The sequence below is a fragment of the Mycobacterium venezuelense genome (genome assembly GCF_054919535.1).
In genome coordinates this window covers 121570-144501 of sequence record NZ_JBONDW010000007.1, presented here as the reverse complement: position 1 = coordinate 144501, position 22932 = coordinate 121570, and the positions used below count along the sequence as shown (strand labels likewise).

Genomic DNA, 22932 nt, shown 5'->3' with positions numbered 1-22932 from the left:
TCGCGTGACCGGTATCTGACGGTGCAAAGATTCCTTCTGCTGACGCCCGCGTCACAAGAAGGAGATGGTGTCCCGTGCGTGCGACCGCCCTATCCACAGTCCGATCGCTTCTCGTAGCCATCCTGGTGCTGGCCTCCACGGTCGCCCTCGGTATGACCGCGGCCTTCTCGGCAGCGATATCCGCTGCCCTTGGGCTCGTGGTCACCACGACGCCGCTCGTCGTGCCGGGCACCGGCACGCCAAACCCCGCGAACTCGAACAACTACATGGCAAACGCCGTCGCGTACTACGTCGAGACGAGCGGCAGTTGCGGTGACGGCTGTACCGCCCCGGTGCCGGTCCCCTACATCGCGCAGTTCTGGCCGTTCCCGTTCGAAGGGTGGGGCGGGCTGCAAGGCGCGAAGTGGAACGTCTCGGTGGCCAGCGGGGTGGAGAGCCTCAACGATCAACTCGACCTCGCAGGCCCCGACGAAGACAACCCCGTCGTCATCTTCGGCTACTCGCAGGGCGCGACCGTCACCAGCATCGTCAAACGCCAACTGGCCGAGGACACCGGCGGAACCATCCCGGACTGGATCAGTTTCGTCGTGATCGGCAACCCGAACCGCCCCAACGGCGGGCTGTTCGAGCGGCTCGCCGTCCTGGGAACCGTCCCGATCCTCGACGCGACGTTCGGCGAGCCGACGCCGACCAACACATCCGATGAAGTCAACACCTACGACATCGCGCTGCAGTACGACGGGGTCGCCGACGCGCCCAGTTGGCTGCTCAATCCCCTGGCGTTGGTCAACGCGCTCGCCGGGTTCGAATACACCCATCCCACGTATCTGGCGCCCGACGGCGACGACCCGCCGACCGAAACGCCGTACGGCTACACCCCGGAACAGGTGCAGGCCGCGATCGAGAACGCCCAGGACAGCTGCACCGCCGCGACGCACTGCCAGGAGCACGGCGACACGCTCTACATCACGCTGCCGGCCAAGGTATTGCCGATCATGCAGCCGTTCCTGGACTTCGCGGAGTCGACAGGCACCTCCGCGCTGGTGATCCCGATCGTCGACCTGGTCTCGCCCTTGGCCCAGACGCTGATCGAAACGGCTTATGACCGCAGCGATTACGGCAAGCCGACCCCGTTCCAGTTGCTGCCGAAGATCGACCCGGTCAAGTTGGTCAACGATCTGGCCGGCGACATCCCCGAGGGAATCAACGCCGCACTCAATCCCGGCCTCGATCCGCTGCCCGGCTGGACCGATCCCACCGAGGACGACGCCGCGCAATCGCCGGACGCGACCGTCGACGACGACACCGTGGCGGTCAGCAAGCAGGTCACGACGAAAACCGACCGCAAACCGTTGACCCGGCTCAGCGCGATCGCTCGACCGGCCGAAGGGCTCACGCAGCCCAAGGAGGACACCGAGACCGAGCGGCCGTCGCTGCGTGAAGCGCTGGGCATCAAGGGCCATCCCGTGCGGGACTTCGCCAAATCGGTCCAAGGCTCGATCCGGAAGGCACTGGGCCACGATGACGAGAAGGCCGACGACGCGTCGGCGCGCGACGCGTCGGAGCCCGCCGCCTGACTCGCCGGAGATCAGAACGTGGTGTAGTCGCGCAGACCCGCCGCCAGCGGGACCGGTACCCGTGCCTTTATCCGGGTGCCTGCCGCGGTGTGCTCGGTGGCATCCACCCGGCCCTCGGCATGCACCCGGGCGACGAGATCTCCACGGTCGTACGGAATCGTGACGTCCACGGTGGTGTCGGTCGGCGGCACCAACTCCGCCATGCGCGAGCGCAGCTTGTCCAACCCGTCGCCGGTATGCGCCGACACGAACACCGCCTCGGGTAGCGCGCGGCGCAACTGCGCCAGGCCGACATCGGTCGCCGCGTCTATCTTGTTGACCACCAACAACTCCGGCGGCGCAGCGATGTCGTATTCGGCGACGACCTCGTTGATCACCGTTCGGACCGCATTGATCTGGGCGAGCGGGTTGACGTCGGAGCCGTCCACGACATGCACCAGCAGGTCGGCGTCGACCACCTCTTCCAACGTCGACCGAAATGCCTCGACCAGCTGCGTGGGCAGATGCCGGACGAACCCGACGGTATCGGTCAGCACGAACGGCCGGCCGTCGTCGAATTCACCACGGCGCGTGGTCGGTTCGAGCGTGGCGAACAACGCGTTCTCGACGAGCACACCGGCCCCGGTCAGCGCGTTGAGCAGACTCGACTTGCCCGCATTGGTGTAGCCGACGATCGCGACCGACGCGATCTCGCTGCGCCGCCTGCCGCTGCGCTGGGTGTCGCGGATCTTCTTCATGTCGCGAATTTCGCGGCGCAGCTTGGCCATCCGCTCGCGGATGCGGCGACGGTCGGTCTCGATCTTGGTCTCACCGGGGCCACGGGTTCCGACGCCGCCGCCGGCGCCACCGGCCCGGCCACCGGCCTGCCGGGACATCGATTCGCCCCAGCCGCGCAGCCGCGGCAGCATGTACTCCATCTGTGCGAGCGACACCTGCGCCTTGCCTTCGCGGCTCGTGGCGTGCTGGGCGAAGATGTCGAGGATCAGCGCCGTGCGGTCGATGACCTTGACCTTGACGGCCTTCTCCAACGCGGTCAGCTGGGCCGGTGACAGCTCGCCGTCGCAGATGACGGTGTCGGCGCCGGTCGCCAGCACCACCTCGCGGAGCTCGGCGGCCTTGCCCGAGCCGATGTAGGTGGATGGGTCAGGCTTGTCGCGTCGCTGGATGAGGCCTTCGAGCACCTCGGAGCCGGCCGTCTCGGCCAGCGCGGCCAACTCGGCCAGGCTCGCGTCGGCGTCGGCTGCGCTGCCTTCGGTCCACACGCCGACGAGCACGACCCGCTCCAGCCGCAGCTGGCGGTATTCGACCTCGGAGACGTCGGCCAGCTCGGTCGACAGCCCGGCGACGCGGCGCAATGAGGCGCGATCTTCGAGGGCCAGCTCACCGGTGCTGGGCGCGACGGAATGTTCTGGATACGTCATATGTACTTCCAGGTTGGCACGTCGTCGGCCCGTCGCGCACCCCAATTAGCTCTGGGCAGAGTTCCACCACTCTTCGGACAGCTCACCGCGCGCCACCAAGATCGACGGTCCGCGCAGGTAGCTGGTGGATTCGGTGACCGTGACCGCCACCTCGCCGCCGGGGATTCGTACCCGCAGCATTCCGGTGTCGGCGCCGTCGGCGGCCAGCGCAGCGACGGCCGCAGCGACGGTTCCGGTGCCGCAGGATCGCGTTTCGCCGACGCCGCGTTCGTGCACGCGCATCGACACCACACCGTCGACCGCGGCGGTCAGCACCTCGATGTTGACCCCTTCGGGGAACTGTTCGGCGTCGAAGGACACCGGCCCGGCGACGTCGAGCGCAGCAAGCTCCTCGCCGCTGATCCCGACGCAGGCCAGATGCGGATTACCGACGTCGACCGCCAACCCGGTGAAGCTGCGGCCGCCGACCATCGCCGACCCGGTACCGAACTGGTTGGCCTTGCCCATGTCCACGGTGACGTCGGCGGTGGTGGCGCCGCGCGTCTGATCAAAACGGTGCAGCACCACCGGACGCGGTCCCGCGAGCGAACCGACGACGAACTCGTCGGCCGATTCCAGCCCCGATGCGCGCAGGTAGTGGGCGAAAACCCGTACTCCGTTGCCGCACATCTGCGCGATCGACCCGTCGGCGTTGCGGTAGTCCATGTACCAGTCGCCGGCATCGACGCCGTCGGGCAGCCGGTCGAACACGCCCGCCGCCAGTGCGGCACCTGCCGTCGTCACGCGCAGCACACCGTCGGCGCCAAGGCCGCGGCGGCGGTCGCACAGCGCGGCGACCGCGGCGGGCGCGAGTGACAGCCGCGCCTCGACATCGGGCAGCACGACGAAATCGTTCTGCGTGCCGTGCCCTTTAGCGAAGATCACCTGATCAGGATACGTGCCGCCAGACCCGCAGCGCGTCGTCCACCGGCCTGTCGGCCGACCCGTCCAACCACGCCACGCGGTGGTCACGCCGGAACCAGGACCGTTGCCGCCGGACGTAGCGGCGCGTTCCGATGAATGTCGGCTCCCGCGCACCGGATCCGTCGCCCCCGGCATCGAGGTCGTCGAGCACCTGCGCATACCCCAGCGCCCGCGCGGCCGTCACGCCTTCGCGCAGGCCGTGACCGATCAGACCGCGGACCTCGTCCACAAGTCCATCGGTGAACATCTTGTCCGTACGCTGGGCCAGCCGTTCGTCGAGAACCTCTGTCTCCCAATCCAATCCGATGATCGCGGTATCCCAACGAGGCCTGCCGATGCGCGGCGCGGACGCCGCGAACGGCTGCCCGGTGAGCTCGACGACCTCGAGCGCGCGCACGATGCGCCTGCCGTCGGTCGGCAGGATCGACGCGCCCGCCGCCGGGTCCACCCGAGTCAGCTCGGCATGCAATGCCGCGACACCGATCTCGGCGAGTCGCTCCTCCCAACGGGCCCGCACCGCCGGATCGGTGGCCGGGAACGACCATTCGTCGAGCAGCGACTGGATGTAGAGCATCGAGCCGCCGACTATCACCGGCACCGCGCCGCGCGCCGCGATGGCCTCGATGTCGGCGGCCGCGGCCTGCTGGTAGCGGGCCACCGTGGCGGTCTCGGTCACCTCGAGCACGTCGAGTTGGTGATGTGGGATGCCGCGGCGCTCGGCCACCGTGAGCTTGGCGGTTCCGATGTCCATGCCGCGGTAGAGCTGCATGGCGTCGGCATTCACTATTTCAACGCCGATCTCTCCGCTCAATCTGTCGGCGAAGTCCAATGCCAGCGCCGACTTGCCGGTTCCGGTCGGCCCGATCACAGCCAGCGGTCGCGTCACGGCGTCCACACGCCGACGAAGTAGCCGACCCCGTAGGGCGCACCACGGAAGAGTTCACGCGCGGCGCGCGGCGCCGGTTCGGCCAGGCCGGCCAGCACCTGGTAGGCCACGCGGCCGACGATGCCGTCGTCCAGCCGCGTCAACGCCGCGACTTCACCGCCGGCCAGGGCGGCATCGAGGGCCTGCTGCACGGGAACCGACTCCGGCACGTAGCCGCCGGGAGCGGCAGGGGCGAGCGTGTTCGCCCCGTCGGCCACGACGAGAACGCCGACCGCATCGCCGGATTCGTCGATCTCGGCCCGCAGCCGCGTGCCGTGCGCCACCGCGGTGTCGGCCGGGCACGTATCGGCGAAGACCCGCACCTCGGCAACGGCCCGCGCGTCGGCCTGCCCGCGGACCCAGCCGGCGATGAGCGCACACAGCGGCAGTTCCGTCGGTGCGGTATCGGAGTCCGGGCTCAGCGCGACGGGCACGTCGACGCCGTAACCGGCGAACGTCCCGGCCCGCCCTGGTCCGAACACGGCGTCGGTCGGACCGGCACCGACAGCCAGCCAGCGCGCCGGCAGGGCGCCGGCTGCGGCCAGGACGGCCTCGCGCAGCCCGGCCATCTCCTCGGCGGCGCCACCCATCAGTTCGGGCACGATGAGCGGTGCCGCGGGGACGATCGCTATGGCGCTGAGCACGTCACCAAACTAGTGCGCCGATGTCGCGGCCTGTTCGCTGGCGGCCTCCCCTCGGGCCAGCGCCGCAGTGGCCACCACCATCGCCGTGACGGCGACGATCAGAGTCAGCCATCCAGCCTCGCCGGGCCTAAGGGTTTCGCCGAGCACGACGACGCCGAGCACCGAGGCGACGATCGGTTCGGTGACGGTCATGGTGGGAAGCGATGCCGTGAGTGCGCCGGCCCGGAACGAGGACTGCTGCATCACGGTGCCCGCAACGGCGACCACCGCCCACACGTAGAGCTCGGGCGTGCGCAGCAGCGCCCACACCCCGGCGTCCAGGCGATCGACCACGCCTTTGGTGAGCACCGCGAACAGGCCCCACAACGCACCGGACACGACCGCGAGCAGTACCGCACTTGCCGCACCGGACCAGATCCGCGCGCCGATCAGGCAGAGCACGAGTGCCGGGCCCAGTACGGCGATCACGATCGTCCAGGCTTCCAGCGGCCCCCTGGCATGGCCTTCGGTCGGATTGCCGACGATCACGATGACCGCGACGGAACCGGCCAGCAGGGCCGCCCACAGCCACTCCCAGCGCGTGACCCGCCGGTGCGCCAGCCGGGCGTTGATCGGCAGGGCGAACAGCAGCGACGTGACCAGCAATGCCTGCACGAGCAACACCGAGCCCAGACCGAGTGCGGCCGCCTGCAGGGCGAAACCGAGTGCTGCCACCAGGCTGCCCAGCCACCACTGCCGGTCGCGCAGCAACCTCGCGAACAACCCGACGTGGCTGACCGGTTCGTCGGTCACCTCATGCGCCGAGCGCTGGTGGATGACGTCGCCGATCGCGATGAACAGCGCCGCGCCGAGGGCCAGCAGGGCCGCCAGATCCGCGCGTGCCATGCCCACGTCCATCGCCGCCCTTTCGAGTTTGTGGAGCCATTGAGCCTAAAGGCATGGGCACGGCACAGCACGACCTGCTTGAATAGCGGTCGAAGCTGACAGCAACAGGCGCCGCGTCGCGCGGCAGATGCGCGGGTCAACCGCGCGGAGTACGAGGAGCGGATATGACATCCAGTGAGCCAGGCACCCCCAAGCCCACCCCCCGGCCCACACCCGGTCCCATCCCAAGGCCAGGACCACCCCGCCCCGTGCCCCACCCCGGCCGGGCAGCCAGTCCCGTGGTCGCGCCGGCCCCGACCAGTGACCCCCACCGGTTCGGCCGGGTCGACGCCGACGGGACGGTATGGCTGATCACCGGCTCCGGTGAGCGCGTCATCGGCTCATGGCAGGCCGGCGACACCGAATCGGCGTTCGCCCACTTCGGTCGCCGCTTCGACGACCTGCACACCGAGGTGGCTCTGCTCGAGCGCCGCCTGACGTCGGGAACCGGCGATGCCCGCAAGGTCAAGTCGGCAGCGGCCGCCCTTGCCGAAACCCTGCCCACCGCAGCGGTACTCGGCGATGTCGATGCCCTCGGCGCGCGGCTGACAGCGATCCTTGAGCAAGCCGACGCGGCCGCCCAGAACGAACGCGCACAGCGCGACGAACACCGCGCGGCACAGACGGCCCGCAAGGAGGCGCTCGCCGCCGAAGCCGAGGATCTGGCCGCCAACGCCACGCAATGGAAAGCCGCCGGTGACCGGCTGCGCGAAATTCTCGATGAGTGGCGCACGATCACGGGGCTCGATCGCAAGATCGACGACGCGCTGTGGAAGCGCTACTCGGCCGCGCGCGAAACGTTCAACCGGCGGCGCGGATCGCATTTCGCCGAACTCGACCGCAACCGGCTCGGAGCCCGGCAGGCCAAGGAGGCGCTGTGCGAGCGCGCCGAGGAACTGGCCGGTTCGACCGACTGGGGCGCGACCGGTGCTGCGTTCCGGGATCTGCTGGCCGAGTGGAAAGCCGCGGGCCGCGCGGCCAAGGACGTCGACGATGCCCTGTGGCAGCGGTTCAAGGCCGCCCAGGACACGTTCTTCTCGGCACGCAACGCCGCCCATGCCGAACGCGACGCCGAATTCAAGGCGAACGCCGCAGCCAAAGAAGCACTGCTCGCCGAGGCCGAGAAGATCGACACCACCGATCTCGACGCGGCGCGCGCAGCACTGCGTGTGATCGGCGACAAGTGGGACGCGATCGGCAAGGTGCCCCGCGAGCGCGCCGCCGACCTGGAACGCCGGCTGCGGGCGGTCGAGAAGAAGATCCGCGACGCCCCCGCCGGCGGTGTCGATCCGGAAGCGCAGGCCCGCGCCGATCAGTTCCGTGCCCGCGCCGAGCAGTTCGAGAAGCAGGCCGAGAAGGCCGCGGCCGCGGGCCGGACGAAAGACGCCGAGGCGGCCAGGGCCAGCGCCGAGCAGTGGCGCCAGTGGGCCGACGCCGCGGCCGAATCGCTGGGTAAGCGCCGCTGACCGCTACGTCTGGTCCGGCTGGTCCGGATCCTTCGTGGGTTTCGGCTTGTTGATGTCGTCGAGCAGTCCGCGCTGCTGACGCTGCGCGGCGGCGCGGCGGCGCTCCTCCTCGGCCGCGAGTTGCACCGCGGTGCGCGACCACACGACGCGCGCCCAGTGGAACGTCAACACGATCACGGCGAGCCACGCGATGATCAGACCGAAACCCGGCCCGGGATAGCCCGTCGCGGTCTGGCGAGACCACACCGCGAGCATGCCCAGCGCACTGGCCACGGCCGAACCGGCGAGTGCCACCCAGGCCAGCGCCCAGCGGCGGGTCAACAACGCCAGCGTCGAGAAGCCGACCGAGAACACCAGTGCAAGCCAGGTGAACACCCGCGAGGGCAGCGACACGCCGTCGCGGACTGCCGCCGCATCACCGACCAGAACGTCGAAACCCTTGCTGCCACCGGTGTGCGGCAGCACGAACGACAGCAGCACGATGAACACCAGGATCGCCACCACCAGCGCGCGGGCACCCGGGTCGAACTCCCGGGCCATCTTGCGTTCGACGGCGTCGAGGTCACCCTTGAACTGCTCGAAGTCACCGTGGTTGGTCAACAGCCACATCCTCCCGAGGACGGCGGTTGCACCGGCGCACCGATGCGCGGCATCCCCAGGCCGACTCCGGTGCGCGGACGCTGTCCCGCCGCATGTGCGTCACCGGCACTGGTGCGCCGGTGCTGAACGATCGCCGAATCGGCGATCAGATGGTGCGGCGCGGCGCCGGTGACAGTGGTCGTGACGATGTCGCCAGGACGGATCTCGTTGTCGCCAGGGAGGAAATGGACCAGCCGGCCGTCGCGGGCTCGCCCGGACATGCGTGCGGTGGCGGCGTCTTTGCGGCCCTCGCCGGTCGCGACGAGCAGTTCGACGACACGGCCGATCTGCGCCTGATTCTCCTCGAGGGAGATCCGCTCCTGGAGCTCGATGAGCCGCTGATAACGCTCGGACACAACGGCTTTCGGCAACTGATCGGCCATATCGGCGGCCGGGGTGCCTGGCCGCTTCGAGTACTGGAAGGTGAATGCGCTCGCGAACCGCGACTGCTCGACGACATCGAGGGTGGCTTGGAAGTCGTCCTCGGTCTCCCCCGGGAATCCGACGATGAGATCGGTGGTGATCGCGGCGTTCGGGATTGCGGCACGGACCTTCTCGATGATGCCGAGATACCGGTCGGCCCGGTAGGACCGCCGCATGGCCTTGAGGATGCGGTCCGAACCAGACTGCAGTGGCATGTGCAAGGTGGGGCACACGTTCGGCGTCTCCGCCATGGCCTCGATGACGTCGTCGGTGAACTCGGCCGGATGCGGTGAGGTGAACCGGACTCGCTCCAACCCGTCGATCGTGCCGCACGCCCGCAGCAGCTTGGCGAACGCACCGCGATCGCGCGGCATCTCGGGCGGGGCTGTCGGGTCCTCGCGCAAGCGCTCGTCCGAAAACGACACGCCGTATGCGTTCACGTTCTGCCCGAGGAGGGTGATCTCCAGCACACCCTGGTCCACGAGTGATTGCATCTCGGCCAGGATGTCGCCCGGCCTGCGGTCGACCTCCTTGCCGCGCAGCGACGGCACGATGCAGAACGTGCACGTGTTGTTGCAGCCCACGGAGATGGAAACCCATGCGGCGTAGGCGGACTCCCGCGCTGCCGGCAGCGTGGACGGGAACTCCTGCAACGCCTCGACGATCTCGACCTGAGCCTCGCGGTTGTGGCGGGCCCGGTCCAGCAGTGTCGGCAGCGAGCCGATGTTGTGGGTGCCGAACACCACGTCCACCCACGGCGCGCGGCGCAGCACCGCGTCCCGGTCCTTCTGCGCCAGGCAGCCGCCGACCGCGATCTGCATGTTCGGATCCGACTGCTTGCGTGGGGCCAGGTGGCTGAGGTTGCCGTAAAGCTTGTTGTCGGCGTTCTCCCGCACCGCGCAGGTGTTGAACACCACGATGTCGGCGTCGGTGCCCTCGGCGGCCCGCCGGTATCCGGCTTCCTCAAGCAGCCCGGAAAGCCGCTCGGAGTCGTGGACGTTCATCTGGCAGCCGTACGTGCGGACCTGATAGGTGCGCACCCGTGACGGGTCCCCGACATGGGCAGGGCCGTCGGCCCAACCCTGCGCGGCATCCCGGGTCACCATCGAAGTCACGGCCCTAATGGTACGGACGCGCGACAGACGTCAACCGGGCAGGAGGGTCGTCGCCGGGGCGGCTGCGGCGCGGATGCACGAATGCGAGCACGCTGGGCGTTCCCTGGGTAAGGTCTGCACCCATGGGAAGCCCCGGCGCGCAGCCGCAGGTCGACGATCCGGCGCCACCAGAGGTGCCGATGATTTCACTTCACGGAGTCAACAAGCACTTCGGCTCGCTGCATGTCCTCAAGGACATCAACCTGGATGTGGGCCGCGGCCAGGTGGTCGTGGTTCTCGGCCCGTCCGGTTCGGGCAAGTCGACGTTGTGCCGCACCATCAATCGGCTGGAGACGATCGACTCGGGCACCATTTCCGTTGACGGCGAACAGCTACCGGCCGAGGGACGCAAGCTCGCGCAGCTGCGTTCAGACGTCGGGATGGTGTTTCAGTCCTTCAATCTGTTCGCGCACAAGACGATCCTGGAGAACGTCACGCTCGCGCCGATGAAGGTCCGCAAGGCATCCAAGGACAAGGCCAGGGAAAGCGCCATGGCGCTGCTGGAGCGGGTCGGGGTGGCCAATCAGGCCGACAAGTACCCCGCACAGCTGTCGGGCGGCCAGCAGCAACGGGTGGCGATCGCACGGTCACTGGCGATGAACCCCAAGGTCATGCTGTTCGACGAGCCGACCAGTGCGCTCGACCCCGAGATGATCAACGAAGTACTCGCGGTGATGACCTCGCTGGCCGGCGAGGGGATGACGATGGTCGTGGTGACCCACGAGATGGGCTTTGCCCGCCGCGCATCCGACCGGGTGGTGTTCATGTCCGACGGCGCGATCGTCGAAGATTCCGCGCCCGCCGAGTTCTTCGACAATCCGAAAACCGATCGCGCCAAAGATTTTCTCGGCAAGATTCTCCATCACTAATGCTCCGGTGAAAGGAACCAGGAATATGGCGTCCATCCCAACTCGACGGATGCGAGTCGTCGGTGCGGTCGCACTGGCCGTCGCGCTGCCGCTTGCCGTGACCGCGTGCGGTGGCGGCGGCGGTGGTGACGAGGGCAACACCATCGTCATCGGAACCAAGTACGACCAGCCCGGCCTCGGTCAGAAGAATCCGGACGGCTCGGTTTCCGGATTCGACGTCGACGTCGCCAAGTACGTCGCAAAGGAACTCGGCTACAACGAGGACCAGATCGAGTGGAAGGAAGCGCCGTCCGCCCAGCGCGAGACGCTGATCCAGAACGACCAGGTCGACTTCATCGCCGCCACCTACTCGATCACCGATGCGCGCAAGGAGAAGGTCGACTTCGCCGGACCCTACCTGTTGACCGGCCAGAGCCTGCTGGTGCGGGCCGACAACACCGACATCACCGGGGCGGCATCGCTGGAGAACAACAAGAAGCTGTGCTCGGTGTCCGGGTCGACTCCAGCGCAGCGAATCAAGGACGAGTACCCGAAGGTGCAGTTGCAGCAGTTCGACACCTACTCGGCGTGCATCGATGCGCTCAAGAACGGTGTCATCGACGCCGTGACGACTGATGAGGTCATCCTGGCCGGCTACGCCGCTCAGACCCCGGGCACGTTCAAGATCGTCGGCGACACGTTCTCCGAGGAGCGCTACGGCATCGGCCTCAAGAAGGGCGACACCGAACTGCGCAACAAGATCAACGACGCCATCGAGAAGATGGAGTCCAGCGGCGCCTGGAAGGAAGCGTTCGACAAGAACCTCGGGCCGGCCGGCATCCAGGCCCCCACGCCGCCGCCCGTCGACCGCTACTGATCCGCCGGAGGCACAGCTCCGACCGTGGAGATCTTCACTGAGTACCGCGACGAGATATTCGCGGCGTTCTGGACGACCATCCAGCTGACCGTGTACTCCGCGGTCGGAGCGCTCATTCTGGGCACCGTGCTGGCCGCGATGCGGCTTGCGCCGACACCGGTGATGAATTGGATCGGCACGACGTACGTCAACATCGTCCGAAACACGCCGCTGACGCTCATCATCCTGTTCTGTTCGTTCGGCGTGGGGCAGACGCTGCGGATCACCCTCGTCGACCCGAATTCGCCAACGTCCATCACCGACAGCAACTTTCGGCTGGCGGTGCTCGGCTTGACGGTCTACACCGCGTCGTTTGTGTGCGAGACGGTGCGGTCGGGCGTGAACACCGTGCCCTTGGGGCAGGCCGAGGCCGCGCGGTCACTGGGTTTGACGTTCGGGCAGAACCTGCGTTTGATCCTGCTGCCGCAGGCCTTTCGCGCGGTGATCATTCCGCTCGGCTCGGTGTTGATCGCCTTGACGAAGAACACCACGATCGCCTCGGCCATCGGTGTCGCCGAGGCCGCGCTGCTGATGAAGGAGATGATCGAGAACACTGCCGCGCTGATCACCGTCGGCACCATCTTCGCGGTCGGGTTCATTCTGCTGACGCTGCCGCTCGGACTGTTCTTCGGATGGCTCGGTAAGCGATTGGCGGTTGCCAGGTGATGAGCGTTTGCGCGAAGAACGGACGGCCAAGGTGAGCGGATCGGTTCTCTTCGACGCGCCCGGCCCGCGAGCCCGGGTACGTAACCATGTGTTGACGGCGCTGACGGTGGCGGTCACCGCGGTGGTGATCGCGTTCGTGATCTACCAATTGTGGAACCGGGACCAGCTTGAAGCGGCCAAGTGGAAGCCGTTTCTCACGTCAGACCTCTGGATGACATACGTGTTGCCCGGGGTTGAGGGAACGCTGACGGCGGCGGCCGTGTCGATCGTGCTGGCACTGGCGCTGGGCCTGATCCTCGGCGTGGGCCGACTCGCGCCGATCGGTCCGATCCGCTGGATCAGTGCCGTGATCGTCGAGTTCTTCCGCGCGGTCCCGGTGCTGATCATGATGATATTCGCGTACTTCCTGTACGCGACGTACGACGTCTTCCCGTCGAAACACCTTGCGCTGGCCGGTGTCATCACGGGTCTGACGCTCTACAACGGCGCGGTGATCGCCGAGATCGTCCGCGCCGGTGTCAGCTCATTGCCCCGCGGGCAGAGTGAGGCCGCGTGGTCTCTCGGCTTGTCGTGGACGCAGACCATGCGCATGATCCTGCTGCCGCAGGCGGTTACGGCCATGCTGCCGGTTTTGATCTCGCAGCTCGTGGTGGTGCTCAAGGACACCGCGATCGGCTACCAGATCACATTCGTGGAGATGGTGCGACAGGGCACCAACATCGGTTCGTCCTACGGCAACTACCTGCCCGCATTGATCGTCATCGCAATCTTGATGATCACGGTGAACTTCGCGTTGTCGGCGCTGGCCACGCGGATCGAACGCCGGCTACGCAGCTCCCGCCGGGCACCGACTCCCCTGGCTGCCGAAGCCATCGAGCAGGAAGGCGCCCCGGGCGCCCATGTGGAGCTGGCATCCGCAGGCGAGCAGTCCCGCGGCGACTAGACCTGTCGGATCACAGGCGGTAACGGCCCGAGGCGATCGCCTGGCGCACCCGCTCGGCCGTGCCGGATGCGTCGAGTGCGCTGTTGTCGATGACATGGCTCTCGAGCTCGTCGAGTTCGGCGAACGCCGAATGCAGCCCGGTGATGGCGTCGGGGTCCTTCAGGTCAGCGCCGCTGCGCGCTTGGGCGCGTGCCAGCGCGGTCTGGAGCGTGGGCCGTAACACGATGTAGGACAGCGTGAGTCCGACCCGTGCCGCGAGGTCGCGGAAGGGTGCGAGGAACCACGGCCCGACGATGCCGTCGACGACGACGTCGAATCCGCCGCCGGCATACGCCGACACCGCTGCCACGATCGCATCGATGACCACTTCGTTCTGGGCTTGCGCCGCCGGCAGATACGGCGCGATGTACCCGGCGCGGATCGCGCGGTAGAACTGGTCGGTCGTCAGATGCACAGTCGGTCGATCGGCTGCGCCGGCAATGAGCTCTGCCACCGTGGTCTTGCCGCTTCCGGGCGGACCGGACAGGATCACCACGTCGCCGTTCACGTTGACTCAAGCTACCGTGCAGGCGGTCGGCCGATAAGCTGCCCCCGTGGTGTCTGCCGACAGACTGCTGGCGTTCGCGGCGATGTCGTTCGTTCTGATCGTCGTGCCTGGGCCGAGCGTCTTGTTCGTCATCGGCCGAGCGCTGGCGCATGGCCGCCAGACCGCTCTGACCACCGTTGCCGGCAACGCGTTGGGCGCGTACGTCCTTGTGGTCGCCGTGGCTTTCGGCGTCGGCACCGTCGTCGAGCACTCCGTCGTCGCGTTCACAGCACTCAAGCTCGCCGGCGCGGCGTACTTGGTCTATCTCGGTGTCACCGCCATCCGCCATCGCGGCGAGTTGCAAGCCGACCTCGATTGCGGCGATCCACAACGCGGCGCGTCTCGCGCACTGTGGGATGGATTCGCCGTGGGCGTCGCCAATCCGAAGACGATTGTGTTTTTCGCCGCTGTCCTGCCACAGTTCGTCGACCACGGCAGCGGTCACGGCGTCATCACCCAGATATTGATCCTCGGACTGGTTTTCAACCTGATCGCGATCGCATCCGACTCCGTGTGGGGCCTCGTCGCGGCAACTGCGAGAAGCTGGTTCGCGCATTCACCGCGACGGCTCGCGATGGTGGGCGGCGTTGGCGGGCTCGCCATGATCGGCTTGGGCGTGACCGTCGCCGCCACCGGCAGAAAAGACTGATCTACACCCGGCGCCGCTCACGCTCACTCGCGAGCTCGACACTGACCACGTCGAACGCCATCGACTGGCTGTAGCCGCGGCGAGCGAGCATGCCGACCAACCTGCGCGTCACCTTCACGTCGTCGTCATCGGCGAGCCGTTCCCGGCGCAGCTTGTCCCGGACCAACTCCTCGGCCCGCTGCCTCTCGGCGGCCGGGTCGAGATCGGCAAGCGCCGAGTTGATCACCTCGTCGTCGACGCCCTTCTTGCGCAGTTCAACGGCCAACGCGCGCTTGCCTTTTCCGGCATTGGCGTGCCGAGAACGCACCCACTGTTCGGCGAAATCCTCATCGTCGATCAGTCCGACCTCGGCGAGCCGGTCCAGAACCCTCGCGCTGACGTCACCGGGGTAACCGCGTTTGGCCAGCTGCGCCTCGAGTTCGGAGCGGGTACGAGCCCGCGCGGTGAGCAGACGCAGGCAGACATTCTTGGCCTGCTCCTCGCGGGCGCGGGGATCCTGCGCCTGCTCCCCCTCGGGCTTACCGGACGGCTCAGAAGTCAACCGGGGCGGGTAGGACGTCATCAGCTTCAGCGGTCACGACGGCGCCGATACCGAGCTTTTCCTTGATCTTCTTCTCGATCTCGTTGGCCACGTCGACGTTCTCCAGCAAGAACTTGCGGGCGTTCTCCTTGCCCTGCCCCAGCTGCTCACCCTCATAGGTGAACCACGAGCCCGACTTGCGGATGAAGCCGTGCTCGACGCCCATGTCGATGAGCGAGCCTTCGCGGCTGATGCCCTGGCCGTAGAGGATGTCGAACTCGGCCTGCTTGAACGGCGGCGACACCTTGTTCTTGACGATCTTGACGCGGGTGCGGTTACCGACCGCGTCGGTGCCGTCCTTGAGTGTCTCGATCCGGCGGACATCCATGCGGACCGAGGCGTAGAACTTCAGCGCCTTACCGCCCGTTGTGGTCTCGGGCGAGCCGAACATCACGCCGATCTTCTCGCGGAGCTGGTTGATGAAGATCGCCGTGGTGCCGGAGTTGTTGAGCGCACCGGTCATCTTCCGCAGCGCCTGGCTCATCAGGCGGGCCTGCAGGCCGACGTGGCTGTCGCCCATCTCGCCCTCGATCTCGGCGCGGGGCACCAGGGCGGCCACCGAGTCGATGACCAGGATGTCCAGCGCACCGGAGCGCACCAGCATGTCGGCGATCTCCAGCGCCTGCTCACCGGTGTCGGGCTGGGAGACCAGCAGCGAATCGGTGTCCACGCCGAGCTTCTTGGCATATTCGGGATCGAGCGCGTGCTCGGCGTCGATGAACGCCGCGATGCCGCCCGCGGCTTGCGCGTTGGCCACCGCATGCAGCGCGACCGTCGTCTTACCCGAGGACTCCGGGCCGTAGATCTCGACCACACGGCCCCGCGGCAGACCGCCGATACCGAGTGCCACATCCAACGCGATCGATCCGGTGGGGATGACCGAGATCGGCTGGCGTACCTCGTCACCGAGGCGCATCACCGAACCCTTGCCGAAGTTCTTGTCGATCTGCGCCATCGCCAGTTCGAGCGCTTTTTCGCGGTCAGGTGCCTGCTGCGCCATGGTGATCTCCGTCCTTGTGGGTGGTTGACCGGTTTTCGATCAGTTGGCCGTGACGCTAGAGGTAGCCACCGACAAGTCGGCCTGACCAGCATCTAGCCATCGCATGCCGACCACACTAGACGAACATCTGTTCGATTCAAGTAGACACGCCGTGCACGGCGCGGCGGTCAGTGCCGCCAGTTCGGAAAGTTGTCGAGATCCCGCAGCGTCATGACGAACCCGACCGCGCCGACGGCGATCGCCAGGAAGTACCCGACCGCCGCGGGCCATCCGGTCAGTGCCGACGCGACCAGCCATGCCAACAGAACTGCGGCGATCACCAACAGCACACCGTAGAACGGCGTCCGCATCGGATGGTCACCGAGACCCATAGCTCCGGTATACGCCGGAATGGCGATCAGGAAAAGAGCGCTTCACCACTGATCGCGCGGCACATCGAAATCCGCGCACAGCGCCCGCCACACTTCGCGAGGTTCCACCCCGTCTTCGATGGCCTGCGCGGCAGTGCGTCCGCCGAGGCTGCTCAGCACATGGTCGACGAGCAGTGAGCGTCCCCGCATCGAGCCGAACTGGCCTTCGACAAGGTCATGGAATTCCGTCAACCGCACGGCCCCAACCTACCCAGCCCGCGACAGCGCGTCATGGCACACCCGTACCGGATCTGCCGCCTCGGCCACCGAGGCTCCCGCGCGCGCCGCGGCCTCCCGGTAGGCCGGTGAGCCGAGCACCGCGCCGACCGCCGCCGTCAACGCCTCAGCCGTCAACGGCCGCACCAGCTGTGCACTGCCTTGGCGCACAACGCGATTGGCGATCTCCCACTGGTCGCCCCCGCCCGGAACGACCACCATCGGCACGCCCGCCAGCAGCGTCTTGGACACCATGCCGTGCCCGCCACCACAGATCACCAGGTCGGCATGCGCGAGCAGTTCGTCCTGGCGGCCCAGCCCGACTACGGCCCACGGCGGCACCTGCGTATCGGCCCCGGCGAGGCGCGAGACCACCACGCGCGCGCCCGCGGGCAACGTCTCCCCCGGCCGCAACGACTCCAGTGCCAGCTCGGCCATCCCCTGCGCTCCGGTCACCGCGGTTGACGGCGCGACCACGACCACCGGACCGGAACCCGCCGGCACGTCCAGCACCGCGGAGGTGGGCTCGAAATGCAGTGGACCCACGACAACGGCCTCGTCGGGCCAGTCGGGGCGCGGCACCTCAAGGGCGGGCAGGGTCGCGATCAGCCGGCGCAGCGGTCCCGGATCGTCGGCGGGCAGACCGATCTGCGCCCGTGCCGCCGAGCGTTGGGCCAGCCCGGCGCGCCACGACCGCGCGGTCAGCGCCCGCATCACGGCGTCCCGCAACCGGCCGCGAACGCCGACGCCGGGCGCCAGACCGCTGCCGAGCGGCGGGAGCCCCTTCGACGGCCGGTACAGCGGATGGGGATTGAGTTCGATCCACGGCAGTCCGAGCAGTTCAGCGGCCAGACCGCCGCACGCGGTGATGACGTCGGAGACCACCAGGTCGGGCGCGAGTTCACGCAGCCGCGGCACGTTGAGCACCGCCATGCGGGCCGCACGCCGATGGATCTTGGCTCCGGCATCGGCGTCGTCGTCGAGTTCGGTCGGATCCAGGCCGTCGAGCTCGATCGCGTCAATACCCGCGGCACGGGCGGTGTCCAGCCATTGCACGCCCGTCAGAAGCGTCGGCGAGTCCCCTGCGGCCAGGAACTTTCGGCACAGAGCCAGCGCCGGAAAGGCATGCCCGGGATCGGGCCCGGCAACCACAGCTACGCGCACCGGCCTACCCTGCCACAGCCTCGGGCATCTAGGCTTCCGGCATGGCTGACCAATCAACCGCGACCGTGCAGAGTACGACCGGCACAGTCGAGACCTTCCTGAACGCACTGCAGGATCAGGACATCGATACGGCCGAGGGCACGCTCGCCCAGAACCTCGTCTACCAGAATGTCGGATTCCCGACGATCTACGGGCGGGCTCGGGTCGCGAAGCTGTTCCGGTCGATGCAGGGCCGGGCCGGGTTCGAGGTGAAGATCCATCGGATCGCCGCCGACGGCGCGTCCGTACTGACCGAACGCACCGACGCACTGGTCTTCGGACCGGTCCGGCTGCAGTTCTGGGTATGCGGCGTGTTCGAGGTACACGAGGGGCGAATCACGCTGTGGCGGGATTACTTCGACGTATTCGACTTCACCAAGGCGATTGTGCGTGGACTGGCGGGTGCGGTGATTCCGTCGCTCCGTAGCACGCTGTGAGCGAACCGTCCGCGCGCTCCAAGCCGAGCTTCTGGGAATACGTCACGTACTGCTACGGGCGGCGATTGCCCGATTCCATGCGGGACTGGGTAAGCAACGATCTCGCGGGCGAAGGTGCCACCATCCGGATGATGGTGCGGATGGCGGTGCCCGCCCTGATGATCCTGGCACCGTTCTGGCTGATTCCGACGACGCTGTACGTCCACATCAGCATGACGCTGCCGATCTTCATCCCGTTCGTCTTCTTCTCGCATGCCCTCAACAAGGTGTGGCGCCGTCACATGCTGGCCAAACACGGGCTCGACCCCGATCTCGTCGACGCGCTGTCACGGCACAAGAATGCGCACATCCACGCGGCGTACATCGAGAAGTACGGACCCCGGTCGGGGCCACCCAGCAGCCACGACGTCTGAGGTCAGGCCCGGCGCAGCTGTCCGAGTTCGTCGAAGGCCTGCGCCCACCCAGTCAGCCGATCGGTGGCGCCGGTCAACTCGGTGCGGTAGCGGTGCTGTGCCAGCGGCGCGGCCGACGCCGGACCGTTGTTCGCGGACGAAACCAATTGGGCTGCGGCCGTGACCATTTCGTTGTACTGCCGGACACCCTGGTTCAACTGCGCGGTGAACGCGTTGATCGTGGGCACCAGATGCGCCCGCGACTGCGGCGCGTTGCTGATGGCGCGCTCCATGGACACCACCTCGTTGGCGGTGCCCGCCATCGTGCGCGCGGTCTGGTTGGCCACCGCGGTCAGCTCCCGAAGCTCGTCGGCCGGCAACATCCGCCCGCGCTCCATCACGCCGAGTAACGAGAACATCCCACGCTCGGAGGCAAGCAGCGCCGCCATGGGCTGACGGGCCGCCGAGCCCCACGGCGGCAGACGACGCCCCGCGGCGGGACGCTCAGCGGGCAGCGGCGTGGCGCGCAGCCACCGGTACCGCAACCACAGCAACGTCGCCGGGAACGCAGCACCCGCGGCGATCGCGCCGGTGATGATCAGGACCCAGACCGGGGTGCTCCACGATGCCAGCACCGCGGTGACGAACACCCAGAACCCGCACGACAGGGTGAAGAACACGCCGAGCCGCAGCGCCCACCGCCGTTTGCGCAGCAGCTTGGCGCGCGGATCGGCGGCGGCACTGAGCTTCTCGGCCAGCGCACCGGACAGGTCGGCGGCGGTATCGACGCCCCGCTGAAGCAGTGACCGCCAGGCTTCTGGTCGACCGGTCTTGGTAGCCATGATCTAGAACACTCGAATCACTATTGGCTGAGCGGGTTTTCGGGTGCAGCCGGGGTCTGGTTGGTCGCAGGAGCGGCCGGCGTCGCCGGGGTGGCTCCACCGCTGGGCAGTGCCTCACCGCGCATCGAGGCGCGGATCTGCTCGAGCCGGGAATGGCCCGCCATCTGCACGCTGGCCTGCTGCACCTCCATCATGCGGCCCTGCACCGAGTTCTGTGCGAGCTCGGCCTGACCGATGGCATTGGCGTAGCGGCGTTCGATCTTGTCCCTGACCTCATCGAGGCTCGGGGTGTTGCCAGGGGCAGCCAGCTCACTCATCGACCGCAGTGACGAGCTGACCTGCTCCTGCATCTTGGCCTGCTCGAGCTGCGACAGCAGCTTGGTGCGCTCGGCGATCTTCTGCTGCAGCATCATCGCGTTCTGCTCGACAGCCTTCTTGGCCTGGCTCGCCGCCTGCAAGGCCTGATCGTGCAGACCCTTGAGGTCCTCGACGCTCTGCTCGGCGGTCACCAACTGGGCGGCGAAGGCCTCGGCGGCGTTGTTGTACTCGGTGGCCTTCGCGGCGTCACCGGCGGCGGTGGCCTGATCGGCCAGCGTGAGCGCCTGACGGACGTTCACCTGCAGCTTCTCGATGTCGGCGAGCTGGCGGTTGAGCCGCATCTCCAGCTGGCGCTGGTTGCCGATCACCTGGGCGGCCTGCTGGGTCAGCGCCTGGTGCTGACGCTGCGCGTCCTCGATGGCCTGCTGGATCTGCACCTTCGGGTCGGCGTACTCGTCGACCTTGGAGCTGAACAGCGCCATCAGGTACTTCCACGCCTTGACGAACGGATTGGCCATGGGTTCATTCCGCCTTGTCGTATCGGGCCTTGAGTTCGGGCCTCATGTTTCCGGGTTGCCGCAACTTCTCTGGTGCCAACCTATCGGTTTCGGGCATGGCTCCACAGTCCCGCAGCGTGTTCTAGCGTGTGTTTCGCAAAATCGCCCCGAACAGCGGTCAGGCGACCGCCATCGAGACCGCCTGCGGGATGACGACCTTGGTCGTGACGTCGATATGCGCGACGTTGGTCGGCGCGGGTTGCGCGGCGGCGCGCTCCCGGCGCGCCATGCCTTCCCCGGCGTCGGTCAGCACCTGTGACAACGGAACGTCGAGGGCGTCGCAGATCGCGCTGAGCAGTTCGCTCGACGCCTCCTTGCGGCCGCGTTCCACCTCGGACAGATAGCCCAGGCTGACCCGGGCGGCGTCGGACACCTCCCGCAGGGTGCGGCCCTGGTCGGTGCGGGCGTTGCGCAGCACGTCGCCAATCACCTCGCGCAGCAATGCCGTCATAGTGCCCTCCTTCGGTGGCTTTGCGCGGATTCGCTATCTGCAGAACGGTGATACCCACCGTTAAGGTTCCCGACGGCCCGAACTCACTGGCGATCGACGAGGGCGCGCAACCGCGCGATGGCTTCGTTGACCGCGGCTTGGCGGATCTCCCACCGCGAACCGGTAAGCGCCAACTCGACCACCTCGGTGTCCACCGGGCCGGCCAGGCCGAGAAACACCGTGCCGGGCGGATGCCCGCCGTGCGCCTCGGGCCCGGCCACCCCGGTGAGGCTGACGCCCCAGGTGGCCGCACACCGCTGGCGCGCACCGACCGCCAACGCGCGGGCCGTGGGACCCGCGACGGGGCCGACGGCGTCGAGCACCTGCGGCGCGACTCCGGCCAGCCAGATCTTGGTGTCCTCGGTATAGGTGATCAGCCCGCCGTGCAGCACCGCGCTGGAGCCGGGAACACCCGCCAACGTGGCCGCCAGCAGGCCGGCCGTGAGCGATTCGGCCGTCGCCACGCTCTGGCCGCGCACGGTCAGATCGGCGACGAGCGCACGCGCGTCGTCAGTTACGAGCGGGTCGTCCACGTGAATCCCTGATCGCCGAGATCACATAGTCGGCACCGGTGAGCACGGTCAGCACCACCGCGGCCCACATGATCACCCAAGCCACCGTCAACCACATGTCCGGCCAGGCCTGCAGCGGCAGCACGAACAGACCGATCGCGACCGCCTGCACGAGCGTCTTGAGCTTGCCGCCACGGCTCGCCGGGATGACCCCGTGACGTAGCACCGCGAAACGCAGCACCGTGATTCCGATCTCACGAGCCAGGATCACCGCGGTCACCCACCAGGGCAGATCGCCCAGCATCGACAGCCCGATCAGCGCCGCACCGATCAGCGCCTTGTCGGCGATCGGGTCGGCCAGGGTGCCGAACTCGGTCACCATGCCGTAGCTGCGAGCCAGTGCACCGTCGAACCGGTCGGTGATCACCGCGACCGCGAAGACTGCGAAAGACGCTATGCGCCAACTTGTTTCATGGCCACCGTCGACGAACAGCAGCACCAGGAAGACTGGCACGAGCACCAGCCGCACGCCGGTGAGCACGTTGGCGAGGTTGGCCACGCGCGCACGCGGGACCACCGGATCGGTAGAAGGTTGCCCCGGCACCGCAACAGAATATCGGTTGCCGAAACGGATACTCTTCCACCTGTGAACGGAGGCAGTGCAAAAGCGGCCAATCGCCCGGTGGTGCGCCGCGCCCGCACCTCCGACGTACCCGCGATCAAGGGCCTCGTCGACATCTATGCAGGCAAAATCCTGCTGGAGAAGAACCTCGTGACGCTCTATGAGGCGGTCCAGGAATTCTGGGTGGCCGAGCTCGACGGCGAACTCGTCGGCTGCGGTGCGCTGCACGTGCTGTGGTCCGATCTCGGCGAGGTGCGCACGGTCGCGGTGCATCCGAAAGTCCGTGGTGCCGGCGTCGGCCATCTGCTTGTCGAGCGATTGCTCGACGTCGCACGCGACCTGCATCTGCAACGGATCTTCGTGCTGACCTTCGAGGTCGAGTTCTTCAGCAGGCACGGCTTCGAGGAGATCGACGGGACGCCGGTGACCGCCGAGGTGTTCGAGGAGATGTGCCGCTCCTATGACACCGGCGTGGCCGAGTTCCTCGACCTCTCCTACGTCAAGCCCAATACCTTGGGCAACACCCGAATGCTGTTGACGCTCTAGCGTTCTGCCGCTCTGGCCGCGATTGTCACGCTGGAGTGGCTGCCGGGTGCGACAGCCACTCCA

General features: G+C 67.6%; 28 protein-coding genes. 10 read left to right on the top strand and 18 right to left on the bottom strand.

The window, feature by feature from the left end; genetic code table 11:
• Positions 1 to 74: 74 nt before the first annotated feature.
• Complete coding sequence (locus ACRCUN_RS13695) at positions 75 to 1577, top strand: PE-PPE domain-containing protein (protein ID WP_462142183.1); 1503 nt, start codon at positions 75 to 77, stop codon at positions 1575 to 1577.
• An 11-nt stretch (positions 1578 to 1588) separates the two neighbouring features.
• On the opposite strand, the gene hflX is transcribed toward ACRCUN_RS13695, so the two are convergent.
• From hflX to ACRCUN_RS13670, 5 genes are read right to left on the bottom strand one after another with little or no spacing between them, the layout of a single operon-like run.
• Complete coding sequence (gene hflX, locus ACRCUN_RS13690) at positions 1589 to 2998, bottom strand: GTPase HflX (protein WP_462142182.1); 1410 nt, start codon at positions 2996 to 2998, stop codon at positions 1589 to 1591.
• Positions 2999 to 3043: 45 nt separating this feature from the next.
• Positions 3044 to 3922 (bottom strand): diaminopimelate epimerase, encoded by an 879-nt coding sequence (gene dapF / locus ACRCUN_RS13685; protein ID WP_462142181.1) that lies wholly within the window; start codon positions 3920 to 3922, stop codon positions 3044 to 3046.
• A gap of 4 nt (positions 3923 to 3926) precedes the next feature.
• Complete coding sequence (miaA, locus tag ACRCUN_RS13680; RefSeq protein ID WP_462142180.1) at positions 3927 to 4847, bottom strand: tRNA (adenosine(37)-N6)-dimethylallyltransferase MiaA; 921 nt, start codon at positions 4845 to 4847, stop codon at positions 3927 to 3929.
• Positions 4844 to 5530, bottom strand: coding sequence for a class III extradiol ring-cleavage dioxygenase family protein (locus ACRCUN_RS13675; RefSeq protein WP_462142179.1), 687 nt, complete (start codon positions 5528 to 5530; stop codon positions 4844 to 4846). The genes miaA and ACRCUN_RS13675 overlap by 4 nt, the downstream gene beginning before the upstream one ends.
• A gap of 9 nt (positions 5531 to 5539) precedes the next feature.
• Positions 5540 to 6415 (bottom strand): DMT family transporter, encoded by an 876-nt coding sequence (locus ACRCUN_RS13670; RefSeq protein ID WP_462142178.1) that lies wholly within the window; start codon positions 6413 to 6415, stop codon positions 5540 to 5542.
• A 164-nt stretch (positions 6416 to 6579) separates the two neighbouring features.
• Here ACRCUN_RS13670 and ACRCUN_RS13665 point away from each other — a divergent pair, with 164 nt between their 5' ends.
• Positions 6580 to 7920: a DUF349 domain-containing protein gene (locus tag ACRCUN_RS13665; protein WP_462142177.1), complete on the top strand. Its 1341-nt coding sequence runs from the start codon at positions 6580 to 6582 to the stop codon at positions 7918 to 7920.
• A gap of 3 nt (positions 7921 to 7923) precedes the next feature.
• On the opposite strand, the gene ACRCUN_RS13660 is transcribed toward ACRCUN_RS13665, so the two are convergent.
• On the bottom strand, positions 7924 to 8529 hold the full coding sequence (locus ACRCUN_RS13660; RefSeq protein ID WP_462142176.1) for an Rv2732c family membrane protein: 606 nt from the start codon (positions 8527 to 8529) through the stop codon (positions 7924 to 7926).
• The gene (gene miaB, locus ACRCUN_RS13655) at positions 8517 to 10088 is read right to left on the bottom strand and encodes a tRNA (N6-isopentenyl adenosine(37)-C2)-methylthiotransferase MiaB (protein ID WP_462142362.1); all 1572 of its coding nucleotides are present in this window, start codon (positions 10086 to 10088) and stop codon (positions 8517 to 8519) included. Before miaB ends, ACRCUN_RS13660 begins: the two co-directional genes overlap by 13 nt.
• Positions 10089 to 10276: 188 nt before the next feature.
• Here miaB and ACRCUN_RS13650 point away from each other — a divergent pair, with 188 nt between their 5' ends.
• The 4 genes from ACRCUN_RS13650 to ACRCUN_RS13635 are packed head-to-tail and all read left to right on the top strand — an operon-like array spanning position 10277 to position 13509.
• Entirely contained in the window at positions 10277 to 11005 is a 729-nt protein-coding gene (locus ACRCUN_RS13650; RefSeq protein ID WP_462142361.1) for an amino acid ABC transporter ATP-binding protein, read from the top strand.
• A 25-nt stretch (positions 11006 to 11030) separates the two neighbouring features.
• Positions 11031 to 11861: a glutamate ABC transporter substrate-binding protein gene (locus ACRCUN_RS13645; RefSeq protein ID WP_462142175.1), complete on the top strand. Its 831-nt coding sequence runs from the start codon at positions 11031 to 11033 to the stop codon at positions 11859 to 11861.
• 24 nt (positions 11862 to 11885) lie between these two features.
• A complete protein-coding gene (locus tag ACRCUN_RS13640) occupies positions 11886 to 12566 on the top strand; it encodes an amino acid ABC transporter permease (protein ID WP_462142174.1) in 681 nt (226 codons plus the stop codon).
• 31 nt (positions 12567 to 12597) lie between these two features.
• Positions 12598 to 13509, top strand: coding sequence for an amino acid ABC transporter permease (locus ACRCUN_RS13635; protein WP_462142173.1), 912 nt, complete (start codon positions 12598 to 12600; stop codon positions 13507 to 13509).
• Positions 13510 to 13519: 10 nt separating this feature from the next.
• Here the strand turns inward: ACRCUN_RS13635 and ACRCUN_RS13630 are convergent, their stop codons facing one another.
• Entirely contained in the window at positions 13520 to 14056 is a 537-nt protein-coding gene (locus ACRCUN_RS13630; RefSeq protein ID WP_462142172.1) for an AAA family ATPase, read from the bottom strand.
• A gap of 82 nt (positions 14057 to 14138) precedes the next feature.
• On the opposite strand from ACRCUN_RS13630, the gene ACRCUN_RS13625 reads away from it, so the two are divergent.
• Positions 14139 to 14744 (top strand): LysE family translocator, encoded by a 606-nt coding sequence (locus tag ACRCUN_RS13625; protein ID WP_462142360.1) that lies wholly within the window; start codon positions 14139 to 14141, stop codon positions 14742 to 14744.
• A gap of 1 nt (position 14745) precedes the next feature.
• On the opposite strand, the gene recX is transcribed toward ACRCUN_RS13625, so the two are convergent.
• The 5 genes from recX to ACRCUN_RS13600 form a co-directional block, all read right to left on the bottom strand.
• Positions 14746 to 15306, bottom strand: a complete 561-nt coding sequence (gene recX / locus ACRCUN_RS13620; protein WP_462142171.1) for a recombination regulator RecX — start codon at positions 15304 to 15306, stop codon at positions 14746 to 14748.
• A complete protein-coding gene (gene recA / locus ACRCUN_RS13615; protein ID WP_066896764.1) occupies positions 15275 to 16324 on the bottom strand; it encodes a recombinase RecA in 1050 nt (349 codons plus the stop codon). Before recA ends, recX begins: the two co-directional genes overlap by 32 nt.
• 167 nt (positions 16325 to 16491) lie before the next feature.
• Positions 16492 to 16695: a hypothetical protein gene (locus tag ACRCUN_RS13610; protein ID WP_462142170.1), complete on the bottom strand. Its 204-nt coding sequence runs from the start codon at positions 16693 to 16695 to the stop codon at positions 16492 to 16494.
• A 42-nt stretch (positions 16696 to 16737) separates the two neighbouring features.
• Complete coding sequence (locus ACRCUN_RS13605) at positions 16738 to 16932, bottom strand: DUF3046 domain-containing protein (RefSeq protein WP_462142169.1); 195 nt, start codon at positions 16930 to 16932, stop codon at positions 16738 to 16740.
• A gap of 9 nt (positions 16933 to 16941) precedes the next feature.
• The gene (locus ACRCUN_RS13600) at positions 16942 to 18114 is read right to left on the bottom strand and encodes a glycosyltransferase (protein WP_462142168.1); all 1173 of its coding nucleotides are present in this window, start codon (positions 18112 to 18114) and stop codon (positions 16942 to 16944) included.
• A gap of 41 nt (positions 18115 to 18155) precedes the next feature.
• Between ACRCUN_RS13600 and ACRCUN_RS13595 the strand changes: the two genes are divergently transcribed.
• Entirely contained in the window at positions 18156 to 18590 is a 435-nt protein-coding gene (locus ACRCUN_RS13595; RefSeq protein WP_462142167.1) for a limonene-1,2-epoxide hydrolase family protein, read from the top strand.
• Positions 18587 to 19003 carry a DUF5313 domain-containing protein gene (locus ACRCUN_RS13590; protein WP_462142166.1) on the top strand — a complete coding sequence of 139 codons (417 nt, stop codon included), beginning with the start codon at positions 18587 to 18589 and terminating at the stop codon, positions 19001 to 19003. The genes ACRCUN_RS13595 and ACRCUN_RS13590 overlap by 4 nt, the downstream gene beginning before the upstream one ends.
• A gap of 2 nt (positions 19004 to 19005) precedes the next feature.
• Here the strand turns inward: ACRCUN_RS13590 and pspM are convergent, their stop codons facing one another.
• From pspM to pgsA, 5 genes are all read right to left on the bottom strand, one after another.
• The gene (pspM, locus tag ACRCUN_RS13585) at positions 19006 to 19824 is read right to left on the bottom strand and encodes a phage shock envelope stress response protein PspM (protein WP_462142165.1); all 819 of its coding nucleotides are present in this window, start codon (positions 19822 to 19824) and stop codon (positions 19006 to 19008) included.
• A 20-nt stretch (positions 19825 to 19844) separates the two neighbouring features.
• Positions 19845 to 20660 carry a phage shock protein PspA gene (gene pspA / locus ACRCUN_RS13580; protein WP_462142164.1) on the bottom strand — a complete coding sequence of 272 codons (816 nt, stop codon included), beginning with the start codon at positions 20658 to 20660 and terminating at the stop codon, positions 19845 to 19847.
• 157 nt (positions 20661 to 20817) lie between these two features.
• Positions 20818 to 21150, bottom strand: coding sequence for a transcriptional regulator ClgR (gene clgR / locus ACRCUN_RS13575; RefSeq protein ID WP_462142163.1), 333 nt, complete (start codon positions 21148 to 21150; stop codon positions 20818 to 20820).
• A gap of 83 nt (positions 21151 to 21233) precedes the next feature.
• Entirely contained in the window at positions 21234 to 21722 is a 489-nt protein-coding gene (locus ACRCUN_RS13570) for a CinA family protein (RefSeq protein ID WP_462142162.1), read from the bottom strand.
• Positions 21700 to 22305 (bottom strand): CDP-diacylglycerol--glycerol-3-phosphate 3-phosphatidyltransferase, encoded by a 606-nt coding sequence (gene pgsA, locus ACRCUN_RS13565; RefSeq protein WP_462142161.1) that lies wholly within the window; start codon positions 22303 to 22305, stop codon positions 21700 to 21702. Before pgsA ends, ACRCUN_RS13570 begins: the two co-directional genes overlap by 23 nt.
• Positions 22306 to 22347: 42 nt before the next feature.
• Here pgsA and ACRCUN_RS13560 point away from each other — a divergent pair, with 42 nt between their 5' ends.
• Positions 22348 to 22869 carry an amino-acid N-acetyltransferase gene (locus tag ACRCUN_RS13560; protein ID WP_084356691.1) on the top strand — a complete coding sequence of 174 codons (522 nt, stop codon included), beginning with the start codon at positions 22348 to 22350 and terminating at the stop codon, positions 22867 to 22869.
• Positions 22870 to 22932: the final 63 nt, after the last annotated feature.

What these genes read in the sequence shown, in the direction of transcription:
- hflX (WP_462142182.1), bottom strand. Translation starts at nt 2,998, where the DNA reads ATGACGTATCCAGAACATTCCGTCGCGCCCAGCACCGGTGAGCTGGCC.
- ACRCUN_RS13670 (WP_462142178.1), bottom strand. Translation starts at nt 6,415, where the DNA reads ATGGCACGCGCGGATCTGGCGGCCCTGCTGGCCCTCGGCGCGGCGCTG.
- ACRCUN_RS13665 (WP_462142177.1), top strand. Translation starts at nt 6,580, where the DNA reads ATGACATCCAGTGAGCCAGGCACCCCCAAGCCCACCCCCCGGCCCACA.
- ACRCUN_RS13660 (WP_462142176.1), bottom strand. Translation starts at nt 8,529, where the DNA reads ATGTGGCTGTTGACCAACCACGGTGACTTCGAGCAGTTCAAGGGTGAC.
- miaB (WP_462142362.1), bottom strand. Translation starts at nt 10,088, where the DNA reads ATGGTGACCCGGGATGCCGCGCAGGGTTGGGCCGACGGCCCTGCCCAT.
- ACRCUN_RS13650 (WP_462142361.1), top strand. Translation starts at nt 10,277, where the DNA reads ATGATTTCACTTCACGGAGTCAACAAGCACTTCGGCTCGCTGCATGTC.
- ACRCUN_RS13645 (WP_462142175.1), top strand. Translation starts at nt 11,031, where the DNA reads ATGGCGTCCATCCCAACTCGACGGATGCGAGTCGTCGGTGCGGTCGCA.
- ACRCUN_RS13625 (WP_462142360.1), top strand. Translation starts at nt 14,139, where the DNA reads ATGTCGTTCGTTCTGATCGTCGTGCCTGGGCCGAGCGTCTTGTTCGTC.
- recX (WP_462142171.1), bottom strand. Translation starts at nt 15,306, where the DNA reads ATGACGTCCTACCCGCCCCGGTTGACTTCTGAGCCGTCCGGTAAGCCC.
- recA (WP_066896764.1), bottom strand. Translation starts at nt 16,324, where the DNA reads ATGGCGCAGCAGGCACCTGACCGCGAAAAAGCGCTCGAACTGGCGATG.
- ACRCUN_RS13610 (WP_462142170.1), bottom strand. Translation starts at nt 16,695, where the DNA reads ATGGGTCTCGGTGACCATCCGATGCGGACGCCGTTCTACGGTGTGCTG.
- ACRCUN_RS13595 (WP_462142167.1), top strand. Translation starts at nt 18,156, where the DNA reads ATGGCTGACCAATCAACCGCGACCGTGCAGAGTACGACCGGCACAGTC.
- pspM (WP_462142165.1), bottom strand. Translation starts at nt 19,824, where the DNA reads ATGGCTACCAAGACCGGTCGACCAGAAGCCTGGCGGTCACTGCTTCAG.
- pspA (WP_462142164.1), bottom strand. Translation starts at nt 20,660, where the DNA reads ATGGCCAATCCGTTCGTCAAGGCGTGGAAGTACCTGATGGCGCTGTTC.
- clgR (WP_462142163.1), bottom strand. Translation starts at nt 21,150, where the DNA reads ATGACGGCATTGCTGCGCGAGGTGATTGGCGACGTGCTGCGCAACGCC.